The 12714-nt window shown below is 47.1% G+C and carries 8 protein-coding genes; 1 reads left to right on the top strand and 7 read right to left on the bottom strand.

Going from position 1 to position 12714, the window contains the following annotated elements:
- Nucleotides 1-2: 2 nt before the first annotated feature.
- Both mcrD and mcrB read right to left on the bottom strand, forming a co-directional pair.
- Nucleotides 3-512: a methyl-coenzyme M reductase operon protein D gene (gene mcrD / locus EO92_RS13060; RefSeq protein WP_048172202.1), complete on the bottom strand. Its 510-nt coding sequence runs from the start codon at nt 510-512 to the stop codon at nt 3-5.
- A gap of 24 nt (nt 513-536) precedes the next feature.
- The gene (gene mcrB / locus EO92_RS13055; protein WP_048172199.1) at nt 537-1841 is read right to left on the bottom strand and encodes a coenzyme-B sulfoethylthiotransferase subunit beta; all 1305 of its coding nucleotides are present in this window, start codon (nt 1839-1841) and stop codon (nt 537-539) included.
- Nucleotides 1842-2260: 419 nt separating this feature from the next.
- Here mcrB and mmp10 point away from each other — a divergent pair, with 419 nt between their 5' ends.
- A complete protein-coding gene (mmp10, locus tag EO92_RS13050; RefSeq protein ID WP_048172197.1) occupies nt 2261-3496 on the top strand; it encodes a methyl coenzyme M reductase-arginine methyltransferase Mmp10 in 1236 nt (411 codons plus the stop codon).
- A 229-nt stretch (nt 3497-3725) separates the two neighbouring features.
- Here mmp10 and EO92_RS13045 read toward each other — a convergent pair whose 3' ends face one another.
- The 5 genes from EO92_RS13045 to EO92_RS13020 all read right to left on the bottom strand — a co-directional run bounded on the left by EO92_RS13045 (nt 3726) and on the right by EO92_RS13020 (nt 12273).
- A complete protein-coding gene (locus EO92_RS13045; RefSeq protein ID WP_048172194.1) occupies nt 3726-7178 on the bottom strand; it encodes a DNA polymerase II large subunit in 3453 nt (1150 codons plus the stop codon).
- A 36-nt stretch (nt 7179-7214) separates the two neighbouring features.
- Nucleotides 7215-7460, bottom strand: a complete 246-nt coding sequence (locus EO92_RS13040) for a hypothetical protein (protein WP_048172192.1) — start codon at nt 7458-7460, stop codon at nt 7215-7217.
- A 94-nt stretch (nt 7461-7554) separates the two neighbouring features.
- A complete protein-coding gene (locus tag EO92_RS13035) occupies nt 7555-8646 on the bottom strand; it encodes an L-threonylcarbamoyladenylate synthase (protein WP_048172190.1) in 1092 nt (363 codons plus the stop codon).
- Between the two features lie 81 nt (nt 8647-8727).
- The gene (gene rbcL, locus EO92_RS13030) at nt 8728-10041 is read right to left on the bottom strand and encodes a type III ribulose-bisphosphate carboxylase (RefSeq protein ID WP_255350349.1); all 1314 of its coding nucleotides are present in this window, start codon (nt 10039-10041) and stop codon (nt 8728-8730) included.
- 273 nt (nt 10042-10314) lie between these two features.
- Nucleotides 10315-12273 carry a hydantoinase/oxoprolinase family protein gene (locus EO92_RS13020; protein WP_048172183.1) on the bottom strand — a complete coding sequence of 653 codons (1959 nt, stop codon included), beginning with the start codon at nt 12271-12273 and terminating at the stop codon, nt 10315-10317.
- Nucleotides 12274-12714: the final 441 nt, after the last annotated feature.

Here is a 12714-nt window from a genome sequence, read left to right as displayed (position 1 = left end):
TTTCACTCATCTGTATCATTGAAATCTTCTTCTTGTTTCTCGATGAAGACAAGCTGGTTTCCCTTGGATTTGGGATCTACCATACCAAGCATGCGAGGATCAGTATCAGGACCAAATTTTGCATAGTCAGTCACGGTAGGCTGTTTCCTGAAGAAATATCCTTCCCTGAATTCAAAAGAGAACGGGAGCACTTTTTCGCATACTGACCTGACCTTTTCTTTAGTTTCGGCATTTGAGATTTCAAGCCTGATCCTGCCTACACTGATCTTAAGTTCAATAACCTGATCTCCGATCTGAATAGGCTTCCTTAGGGGGTGTTCCACCTTTTCTCCAGTACCAGGGCCTGAAGACACCTTTTCGGGGAGTCTCGAGCCCTGGACTATAACGCGGATTATCCCGTCAATCCGATAGAGCTCAGTAATAAGCTTCTGAGCGGTTTCAGGGGACAGGATTCTACTGGGAAAGATTTCGATTTGGATAGAATCTTCCGTGTTTGAAGCAGAGTCTGACATCGTTAGACCTTTCGAGTTATATGTTTAGAGCGCTCCTGCAACTGCCTTAATCGGCTCGCGGAATTCCTTTATTCCACCAAACACGTCACCAATGAGGCCGGATGTTGATTCGATTGTGAACATCTGAGTACCTGCATCAAGGGCTACTGCTGCACATACGCAGGGGATTGCGAAGCCTCTTGAGTGCCTGGTAACGACGTGGTTACCGTTGAAGACACCGGGTCCACCGCCACCATAGATTGAGTGGCTGAAGAATGAGAATCCTACTGCGACACCCTGTACTTTACCATAGTCACAGCCGGGGAGACCGGTTTCCTTCTCAAGCATGTCGTTGAAGTACAGAAGTGTTGAGGATACGTTCTGGGCTGCACGGCCTGCACCACAGTTCACGAGAGTGGCTGCAAGGGTACCTGCTGCTGCATAGGCGTTCCACATTGGGACGTCGTTTGCCTTGTAGAAATTGTATCCGGATGGTGCGGTCTTGTCAACGGAGATTACACCGTCTTCAATTGCCCTGCCGACAATGGACTGAATAACGGTTCCGATGGTACCGTCTTTGCCGTTTTCCTTTACGGTGTCGTATACGACATTGTTGGCGTTAAGACCCTGGCAAGCAAGACCGAGGAGCTGATGCCTCTCGAACATACCAACTGCGCCGCCCATCTCAAAGATACCGGCCTGCTCATAGATTGAGGAGAGTGCTGCTGCGTTCATTGCACCGCGGTTGGTGATTGCTGCAACGTGGTTGGCCATGATGTTCCTGAGGGAGAAGCCGAGACCTTCGTTGTTCTGAGGGATGTTCAGGATACCTGCAACGTTTCCACCCATGAGGTCCATTGTCTGCGGGTAGCTTCCCCAGACAGCGCCCTTCACTATGGGTGCATCGTACATATCGGTTTTGAACATATCCAGAACGGTCTGGGTGACTGCTGCTGCACCTACTGTGGTTGCGGACATGTAGTCAGCACCAGCGACTATCCTGGACTCTGGGACCTGAACGAGCAAGCTCTTTCCGCCCTTGAGTACCTTTACATCTGAATTGTCGCCTTCATCGACCTGGATAAGACTCTTAACGCTTGCTGCAATAGCATCAACATTGCCTACGAGATCGTAGTTGAGTCCACGGCCTAAGATCTGACGGCCTTTGCCACCCATCTTGCCGCTTGCAAGTGCGCCCTGAATACCTGCGAGGTTGACTGCAACGGACCTCTTGGTGTCCAATATGATTTTTTTAATTGCTGCGTTTCTTGTTGGAGCAAGGTTCATGATATCGACATTGCTCTCGAGCAGTTTTCCTCTGTCGTCGTAGATGTCTACTGTGTCAGACACTTTAATTTCCTCCTTAATTTATTAAAATCATTTTGGGACTGGTCACCTACTCGAGTGCAAAAGCACTCACAAATCAAGTACCGCTTCGTTTTTAAGTGTCCACTTTCCCAATGAAATCTCATTCGTTTAGAAGGTACTTAAATCTTTTGTGTTCTCCGCTAGATGAATTAGTACATTTTTTTAAAATTAATTTTATTAAGAAGACATATATTATATTGAGATTATATAAAAAAACGGTATCAATGGAAAAAAGAAATTTCGAGATTACTTAAAACTGCCGATAATAGCCGTGAACACTTATTTAATTATTTTTCCGAGTAGAGACTAATATAACTTAATTTTTATTAAAATGTTCATATCCAATCAAAAGAATCATACCAAAAAGATTTAGTAATATCCTCGTAATACGAAAGTTTAATATGGAAGTAGTTGTCGACGTAGGCGGAAATCCCGGGGTAGACTGCAAAGGCTTTTGCAAATATTGTTATTTTAAGAAGGTAAAAGATGTTCAGCCCCTGGGCTGCAAGTATTGTCTCCCTTTTAAAAAAGGGTGTGATTACTGTACTCGCAGTGTGAAAGAATCGTACTCAGGCTTCAAGTCTCTCCAGATGGTACTCGAAGAGACTTCAAGAAAACTTTGCTTCACAAGCGGAGAGGTAAAAAAGTTCACTGTCAGTGGAGGAGGGGACTTAAGCTGTTACCCCGAACTGAAGAATCTTGTTACTTTTCTATCTCAGTTCAACACCCCAATACATCTGGGATATACCAGCGGAAAAGGCTTCAGTAAGCCTGATGACGCCCTATTCTACATCGATAATGGAGTTACAGAAGTAAGTTTCACAGTCTTTGCAACAGACCCGGCTTTGAGAGCCGAATATATGAAAGATCCTGAGCCCGAAGCTTCAATTCAGGTTCTTCGGGACTTCTGTGCCCACTGTGAAGTCTACGGGGCAATAGTTCTCCTCCCTGGAATAAATGATGGAGAGGTTCTTGAAAAGACCCTGAGTGACCTGGAAACAATGGGTGCAAAGGGAGCTATTCTTATGAGATTTGCAAACTTTCAGGAAAACGGTTTGATTCTCAATAATTCTCCTATCATTCCCGGAATAACTCCACATACGGTTTCTGAATTTACTGAAATTGTGCGCAGTTCCGCAGAAAAGCATCCTTCAATCAGAATCACAGGAACGCCACTGGAAGACCCATTAATTGGCTCACCTTTTGCAATCCGCAACGTTCCTGAAGCCCTTTCAAAACTTCCCGGAGTAACCAAAAAGGCAACTGTCATCACAGGTCAGGTTGCAGCCCCCAGGCTTACGGAAATATTTGAAGCCCTTGGGGGGACTGTAAACGTAGTTCCACTAAAAAAGGATATCGGATGCCTCATTACTATTGACGATTTCAAAACCCTGGACCTCTCTGAGGTAACTGAAACTGTCTTTATTCCGGGAAGGGCTTTTGCCCATGACCTGGAAATCAAAGAAGCCCTCAAAAGAGACGGGGTAGACAGACTTGTACGCAGAGGACCCGAGCATCTTTCCGTGGACGGGGAAATGTCCATAGGCATGACCAGGGAAGAGGTTTTGGAACTGGAAATAGAGAACTTCACAGAGCTTATTAGCCAGATTAACGCCCTGGGGCTGCCTGTAAAGTAAAGCCCCACCCAAAATAAAAAGTTAAAGAGTGTGCCCTGGAGAGAGCCAAACATTAATAAAAAAAGAGCCAGAAAATGAAAAGCCTCTTTTCCAGAAGAAAAAAATCGGCAGGAAAGCTTGGAGGCATTTGAGTAAAAATTCCAACTTCCTCCGACTTTTAGACTGCCCTATCTCCTCCCTACCGGCAGTAAGAAGTCTTTTCATATTCTTAACACGTTCTGTTCTTGCCTCAGCGCGCAGACCCGGACATAAAATCTGAAAGTCCCAGCTGTTTAACCTTGTGGTTTTCAAACAACGAGCAGATATCATAATCAAGAAGCTCGATCCTCTGTCTGGTATAGCTGGAGACCCCATACCTTTCTCCGATCTCTTTTGAAATTTTAAGATATTTGCGGACAGATCCCTCATGCACAGTCAGTATCACATTGCCTCCGCATTTCGGGCAAGTACCGGTAAGGGGTGGGCGCCTGAATTTCTCACCACATTTGATGCAGCGCATCCGCTGTCTGGAAAAAGAACGAAGATTTCCGATCAGATCCGGAAGGAAATGGGACTTGAGAACCCTTTCAGCTACATCAGGCGCATCTACTGCCCTTATCCGATTAGCCAGAGTGAGTTGAGCCTCCATCTTTTCAATCATACTCCCAAGGGTCTTATATGAAGAATTAAGAGGGCCGGCAGCAATGTTCGAGGTATCATGTGTAAACATGAAATGTTCGTACTGCTCAGGCGTCCCAAGCCGACTGCTAACCAGATCCATAATACGTTCAAGTTCTGTGGGGCTTTTGATCTCCTGCGTAGCCCTGTAAAACTCAATAGGATAGCGCGCAGAAACATCGATATTATGGGCTTCCTTATCCACTTCCTTGGGGTCGATCCTGGTAGTTAGCACCAGAGGAGCATCCATCTTTCCTCCCCTTTTATCGGGCAGATATGACCTCGAAAAATTGAGAATCCCATCCATAAGGAGCATTATGCAATCTTCATCCCCATCGCAATTCCTGCGTTTTGAAGCATGGAAAAAAGGATGAGCATAGCCTACGGAAGCTTTCGTAAACCCTATGAGGCGCCCAAGTACTCCTGCGGAAGTATGAGGAGCAAGCCCTATGAGCAATGCCCCCACAAGGTCCTGAATAGTTTCGGCATTGTAATAAGGCTCAATCTTATAATACTTCACAAGAAGGTCATCCACGTATTTTGCAGTACGCAGCATATACTCACCCCCGTCATAAGATATCACAAGGTCCTGAACCTTCAAGCAGACAACCTGGTCATCCCTCTCAAGGGGTTTTCCACAAATATCCTCCACATAACCGAGTTCCAGGAGTTTGGTTGCCGTAATTCCGAGTTCATCAGCCCTGATATGAGTGAGGGGAATATCTGACATGTCGTAGCGTATAGTTCCATCCTTAAAAACGTAAACATTATGTTTTGCGCGCAGGATTCCCTTTTCCAGAGGCTCGGGGGTCATCTGCCCGTTCATGAGCCGCTTTACCCCCTTGATCATATCCATTTTTTCCCTTTCCCCTAAGTTCTCAAAAGCCTGCTTGTAAATGGAACGGAAATCCAGATTTACATTTGCAACGGAAGTCGGCTTTCTCCCGCACTTGGGGCAGATCTCAGCACCCCTTACATCGATCTTGCAGCGAGAACAGGAAAGTTTGGAATTCGTGAATTCCCCGCATTCACAGCGCCAGAAATAAGTCTCTTTCCTGCAGGCAGGGCATTCTCTCAGCCCTAATTCAACTTCAATTTCCCCTATCTTCCCATTCATGCAGGATGTGTAGTCGGAGGCAGAGACAAGATTTCGCGTAATTCCCCCGGAATTGTTTATCGGGAAGAGAACCTGGGCTGCAGGAGACATCTTGCGCAGATCGGATTTTTCCGGCCTTCCCATCCGTGCCCCTATCCTTGAAGGAGCTCTCGGGTAAACCTTAAACCCGCTCAAAACACCTGCAGCTTCCACCATATCATCTATGTCTGGCATACTGGCTTTTTCTTTGAGGGAATGGTCAAGCCCGAGGCATAAAATAAACGGAAGAGCCTCTTCGATAAGGATTTCGTCATCTTTTACCCTGTGCAGTAAAAGGAGCTTTTCAAGCACCGGCTTTATTCTCTCTTCAAGAGAAGCTTCCAGGGGCAGTTTAAGGACTCCTGCCCCAGCCACCTCACCTGCCAGAAAGCTCCCTTTTTCAGCCACAAATTTTCTGAGAGCTTCAAACTCATTCCGGTTTATGTCGTGCCAGAGATAGGTGAACTTCGGATGCAATGGCACATTAAACTCCTCTGCAAGCCTGAGAGCAAGGGCAGCAGATGGATTTTTCAGCTCTTCCTCGGGAATTTTTTCAGGACAGGCGGCCTGGTAATCATACTGCCACCATTCGAAAACATAAGGTGAAGGCATTAGAGGGTGGTTATTTTCCAGGAAGTCCCCGTAATTGATCAGAATTTCCCCGATATCGACAATAACCTCAACCTGTGGGCGGAGTTCATATGCCTCCTTTAGATCATCTATACGGATAAGGTCTCCAGAAAAAAGTCTTACCGTAGGTCCCTCTATGGAGTCCACGGCAGACATGGCTGCAGCTTTACCGGGCCTTTCAACCTTGAGCTGAGTCCCGTTAGCTATAAAATCGTCAAGCAAGACCATGCTGGCAGGACTGATCCCTGCCGAAGCAAACGAAGTATTTCTTGACCGCCCGTACCGCAGCCTGAAACCTCCTGGCCTTGAAGGGTGAGAGAAAACAGGCCTTCCGGCGATCAGGTCACGGATATATTTATCCTTTGGCTTGATCTTGTTTTTGTGCTCATCTTCAGCGCTCTCCCCGCTTTTAGCACCCCCGATAAGTATCTCCAGCCAATCCCACCCGTCCATCTTCAACTTGTTGACGTGCTTTTTGACCTTGGGGGCCTTTAAGGCGAGACCTTCGGCAAGCACAAGGCACATTCCTCCCCGGACACGGTTTGTCCCTATCCTCTCAAGATTCCTGTGTCCTTCGACCTCGGCTTCTTCAGTCGGGTCCCCGTCAATGCAAACAGGGCAGTTCCGGACAATCAGGCGGATTTCATCTTCGGAAGGCATGTACTGCAGGCTTGCAACCCTCTTGTAAAGCAGGATTTCTTCTACATAGCGCTCTACTTCCTCATCTCTTGGCTTGTAGCGGTCAATCCCTATTCCGCGCCTCACATAGTCGCCAACCAGCACGGAAAGAGCCTGCGCAGTCCCTCCTGCACTTCTGATGGGCCCGGAATAAAATATCCGGATATACTGAGAGCCGTCGTCATTTTTCCCGAGATCTACCTTATCGATTCCTTCAATGGGGGCTGCAACTACCCCTTCGGTCAGGACTGCCATAGAAACACGGATAGCGGCTTCCACGGCATCTTTCTTTGTTGGAAAGCTTCCTACTATCCCTTCGGCGACCTGGCGCCCGATTTCAAGGGCAGCTTCTTCCCTGGACATATTGACCTCAAGTTCCCGGATCTTTGCAGCAACCCCCTTGACTCCGATAAGGTTTTCGACCCTATCTGCAAGGTCTTTGGCAAGTGGAATTTCTACAGTGGGCTTCGGATCTCCGCCCCGGGCCCGAGCCCTATTTGCAACCTCAATTGCCTCTTTTAACCTTGCCTCAAGCTCATTGAAGTATTCATGCATTTCCTCACTTGCGATTGTTTCACCCATATTGAAAAGTCCCTTTTTGGAAAAAATGAAAAAAGATTATCTCTGCTTACGCAGGGATCCCGCAGCGAAGAGACCTGACATCGAAGTCACAAAGAAGACAAAAACCCCTGCCCAGAGAAGATAGTACCCGATATCAATACCAAGAATAGTTATATTAAGAGTCTTCAAAAGCAAGCCTACTGCCAGGATCGCAAGGCTTACTCCTGTTGTTTTATTGTTCTGCGCCCGGACTTTTTTATAAGCCCGCATTTTTTCCATCCTTTCTCTTTTTTCTGCTTTCAAGAAGATCTCTCCAGGTACCTGAACAACCAATAACTATCAAATCTGACTGTCAAACTCTCACTTATAATATTGCAATTTAACCGGTACAACCGACTTAAACAGCATGCCTTACGGAGGCAGCTTCTCTTAACCGGTTAAGGAGTGCAGCTCCAAGTCCTGAAGGGTTAAAGGAGCCATCAGCCAGAATCACATCCAGGCCCTTCGTGTCCAGAACCCTGAGCCCTTCAAAAAGTCTTCTGGCAGCTTCTTCCGACCCTTCGCGAGACCCAAGTAAAAAGCATTCATGTGCACTCAATCTTTCAGAAGCAAAAAAGCCTGCGGTCTCATCGCTGAGCAGAAGCCCGACTTTCTTACCTTCGCGCCGGTAATTTTCGAGCAGGGTGTCAATCTTTTCGGAAACCTTTTTTAGTTCCCCTTCCACAAGCACGACCTGCGCATCCGGGGCATAATGACTGAATTTCTGACCCGCCTTCTTTTCAGGCATAGCCTCTCCAGCCCTGGCTTCAGACTCCCCATACGCGGACCTGACTTTACCTATGACCCTTTCAAGCTCGTCAATTCCCACGGCTCCGGGCCGCAGCACTACCGGAGGTTCGACCGTCATGTCGATAACAGTTGACTCAAGCCCTATAGCTGCGCCCCCTCCATCAATGACCGCATCAATCCTGCCTGTAAGGTCAGCCAGGACATGAGATGCCAGACTGGGGCTGGGCTTTCCCGAAAGATTCGCACTCGGAGCAGCCAGAGGAGTGCCTGCCCTCTTAACAAGCTCCAGAGGAATCCTGTGGTCAGGCATGCGGAGCCCTATCGACGTCAGGTTTCCCGAGGTAATTTCCGGGACAATGTCGTTTTTCTCAAGAACAATCGTAAGGGGACCAGGCCAGAAAGCGTCCATAAGCCTGAAAGCTTTTTCAGGGATGTTTTTTGCGATCTTTCCGAGGTCTTCCCTGGAATGGACAAGCAAGCTAAGAGGATTGCCAGGCGGGCGTTCCTTTGCTTCAAAGATTTTCCGGACGGCATCAGGGTTCAGCCCATCAGCTCCAAGCCCGTAAACGGTTTCCGTGGGGAAGGCGACTGTCCCGCCCCTTCTGATAATCGCTGCAGCCTCGTCAAGAATGGCGTCAACGTTCTCTTCGGAGACCCGGAAAAGTCGGGTCTTTGTTTTATTTCCGTTTTCTGACTGCACCGAAGGTAAACTCCTTACTGATTATTATCATGCTATTGTTTCTGTGTTTTACAGATTGTAACTTGTTCTCATTATGCAGCATTATTTCTTAAGCCACTTCTCGAGAGCAACTTCAAGTTCTTTGTGGTCCTTTGCATAGTCCTGCATGCTGACTCCTTCAAGGCTTGCTTCAAGTGCCTGCCTGCAGGCAGTAGCTCCGGCTGCCGTGCCCATTGGGTGCGCATGGATTCCACCGCCAAACTGCATAATAACATCTTTTCCAAAGATAGAGTAAAGGTCAGGAATCATTGTAGGAGCAAGCCCTCCGGACGCGACCGGGAACATTGGCTTTAATCCTCCCCAGTCCTGGGTAAGGACATGCTGGCTCTCATCCGCAGGCACTTTATCTAGCACACACTCATCTCTCAGAGTCAGTACCTCATGTTTTTCTCCGTGCATTTTCCCTACAACCGTGCCTATGTGGAGCTGGTCAAGCCCTATCAACCTGCAGAGCTTGGCAACGAGAACCATGCTTATCCCATGGCGGGGGTTCCGGGTATAGGCCGAGTGCATACAGCGATGGGCATGAAGGGCAAGGCCCGCGTCTTCAGCCTCTTCCCGCAGGGTCTGAAGGGCAGTCCAGCCCACAGGCACGATATCGATCATTGCATAGCTGGCACCCAGGTCTTTGAGGACATTTAAGCGCCGGGACATTTCCTTACATGTCGGGGCTGTGATGTTGCAGAGGTACATCTTCTTCTCCCCGGTCTCGACTTCGGCTTTTTCGGCGATTTTCAGGGTGAGTTCAGCCCTTCTGTCAAAGCCATTGAACTTCTGGTCGGTAAGGTTCTCATCATCTTTAACGAGGTCGCAGCCGCCGGCAAAAGAATTGTAAGCAACTTCCGCATGTTTTTCAGAGTTCAGGCCGACCTTCGGTTTTACTATAGTCCCAATAAGGGGCCGGTCCTGCACACCTACAAGTTTCCTGATCCCCTGCAGCCCGAAGTTCGGACCTTTGAACTCGCGAAGCATTGACTCTGGGAAGGTTATGTCCTGAAGCCTGAGATTGTCAACGATTTTCATACTGAAAATGTTTCCTGCAACAGCACTCAGCACCTGGGGGACCGAACCCAGTTCAAAAAGATCTTCCGAGTAAGCCACCCTTACGGTCTGCGATTCTTCGTCCAGGTAAAAAACGTGAGGTTTTAATTTCGCTGCAAGTTCGGGACTCAATGTGGAAATCTCAGTCCAGGAGTCTATAGAGCTTTCCCCTGCCATGTGGGTGGCAGCTTCCTCAAAATTTACTCCTGCTGACGGTTCAATGTGGAATTCACAGACCATATCTGTGTCTTTTGGGCTGTAGCCCATGTCGATGTAGTCCCTGCGCATTTTCGTCACTCCTTTGGAATAAGCAATTTTGCAGAATAAAATCCAGTTATATAGAATAATAATAGTTCTGATTGAAGGAGGTAACTGAACATAAATAAAAATTTGTTTATCAGAACCGAAAAACCTGACTGGACCAGAAAAAGGGACTGGAGGAGAAGAAAAAAAGAGGGACCTCCTGTAATCTCCAAAAAAGGGGAGGGAAACAAAAAGAATATTATGAGAACTGAGGTTCTATTCGGAAGTCTTTTACAGCCCCCTAATGAGATCAGTTCTCTAATTGGAAAATAATTTTAAGGTTCTTTACTGCTCCAGCTTCAAAGGGTTTCCGATACCAAGGCCCATCAGGCGGGTCTCTTTCTGGGCTCCGAAACCTGGAGTGAAATCCTTTCTTTCAAGGTCAAACCGGACCTGCTCTTTCTGAAGTCCGTAACCGTCCATATGGTCGAAAATCAGTTTTTCTATGAGCTCCAGCCCATAGTCCACAGCCTCGAGATAATTATCTGCAACCTTCCTTTCGACTTCAGAGAACACATGATACTGCTCGGTTCCGGAACCTGCCGGGCGGATTAGAATTTCACTTCTCTTGACGATGTTGCCAGCCAGGGCTCCTACAGCATTACCGACCTCATGGAATTCCGGAATACGGATATCTGCATCGATAAATTCTCTGAGTTCGGGCACATAGGCTTTGACAGGCGCCCCGATCATTATGACCGGAATATTGATCTTGAACTTTGTGAAACGTGAGCTTGCCAGCAGTTTTTCAAGGTCTTCCCGCTTGAGGTCTTTTGCAAAGAATGCCAGCAGGTCAAGAGCAATATTTTTTGCAAAACTTCTTTTTATTTCCCTGGAAAAACTTTCAGGATCCAGCCCGAGGTAGCTGCCAAGAAGTTTTGCTCCCAGCCAGGAGGCGGTACTGTTCCACATTTCATACTCTCCAAGCACATGAAGGGCATCCGTAGGTGTGAAACCTATATGGCAGATGCAGCGTTTCTGGACCAGGGAACGCAGAACCTTTACAAACTGCAGGGGATGTTTTCCAATTGCTTCTGCAATATCGGATATTGAAACCGGCTCATATCCTATAGCGTCAAAGATCTGACGTTCATGGTTTTCCAGTTCAAATTCGATAGAGTAATTAAGGGCCTGTATGTCATCATCAGACCTCGAGTTCCCACTCCTGACAAAGAAGCTTGCTGGCTGGAAGATATCATCCATTATCCTATCAGAAATTTTTTCAGCATTCCTCAACTTGTCTTCAAGGAGAGGATAATCTGAAGCCGCAAGGCAGATAGGAATAACCCGGTTAGGGCCAATATAGAGTTTTCTCTGCACCCAGACGTGGCTGTCTCCTCCCATAGCTGAGGTTCTTATCCTGACCGCCTTGACCATAGTTTTCCAGTCTCCCACTACAGCCCCGTTTTCACTGATCTCGGGAACTCCATCCTCTATCAGAGCGATATCGGTGCTCGTGCCTCCTACATCCACAGCCACGCAGGTTTTCAAGCCACTGATATGGGCAGCCCCTACAAGGCTTGCGGCAGGGCCTGAAAAAATAGACTCCACAGGCTTTTCAAGAGCCTCTTCTATGCGTGCAAGGGAGCCGTCGCATTTCATTACCATCATAGGAGCTTTGATATTTCTTGCTTCCATTACCGATAGAACGGCCCGGATGAACTGGGAAGTTATCGGGATCAAGCGAGCGTTCAGAACTGCGGTTACTGCCCTTTCGTAAGCTCCCAGGCTCAGGGAAAGTTCGTGCCCGCAGACCACGGGTTTATCGGTCAGCCGTTCGATTATTTTTTTTATAGAAAGTTCATGTTCCGGGTTCCGTACGGAAAAGTAAGAAGATACGGCATATGAAAAGAGCCTGCCTCTGGTGTCGTTAACGAATTGCTCCACAGATTTAAGGTCAAGGCAGCTAACTTCATTTCCTTTTGAATCGTGGCCGCCATCTATGGAAATTGTCTCACGCGCCGGGATAGTTCCATTGACTGTATACCCTGCCAGGATCAGGCCTGCTGGATGACCCTTGCCTTCCAGTGTGGAGTTTGTAGAAAGAGTTGTGGATACTGAGACCAGTCTGATATCCTTCAGATACTCCTGTTTTAAGCCTGCCACTACGTTTTCGATCCCTTCGACCAGATTAGAATGCGTCGTTAGTGCTTTATTAGAATCAAGAATCCTGCCTTCTGAAAGATCCATTAAAACGGCGTCAGTGTATGTTCCACCAGTATCGATTCCTAAACCTAGTTTCATAGTTTATAATTTATTTCCAAAAAAATATAACATAGCCGATCAGGATTTTGCAGGAGTATAAGGTTCTGCAAGGTGGTAAAATATTGAGGGGTACGAAATAATAGAGGGGGTGAAATATTGAAAGGAAGAAAAGGTAAATAATAAAGGCTGCTCGGAAAATATCCTGTCAACTGCCCGCTAAATCTAAAGATTTAACGGGTTTCCTGCTGAGGTTTTATGAACTCAGGGTCTTGAATAATCCCTTAAAAAAGCCAGTTTGAATCCCGGCAATATTCCATCCATGATTTTAATTAAGGGATCTTCTTCAATGGCGGATCACTTGTTAAAAGGTGGCTCTGATTCGTTTTTCGATCCAATTAGACTCTTTTAAGACCGTTTCTGTCCTTTATCAGAACTTTCCTGATTCATGACTTTTCCGATTCAAATTTGGTCTTATTTCCT

Origin of the sequence: Methanosarcina sp. 2.H.A.1B.4 (genome assembly GCF_000979385.1) — an archaeon.
Lineage (GTDB): Archaea > Halobacteriota > Methanosarcinia > Methanosarcinales > Methanosarcinaceae > Methanosarcina.
Note: the sequence above shows the minus strand (reverse complement) of the source record. Positions and strands in the feature narration are given on the sequence as shown.

Coding starts and splice junctions, on each gene's coding strand:
- mcrD (WP_048172202.1), bottom strand. CDS start 512: ATGTCAGACTCTGCTTCAAACACGGAAGATTCTATCCAAATCGAAATC.
- EO92_RS13045 (WP_048172194.1), bottom strand. CDS start 7,178: ATGGGTGAAACAATCGCAAGTGAGGAAATGCATGAATACTTCAATGAG.
- EO92_RS13020 (WP_048172183.1), bottom strand. CDS start 12,273: ATGAAACTAGGTTTAGGAATCGATACTGGTGGAACATACACTGACGCC.
- mmp10 (WP_048172197.1), top strand. CDS start 2,261: ATGGAAGTAGTTGTCGACGTAGGCGGAAATCCCGGGGTAGACTGCAAA.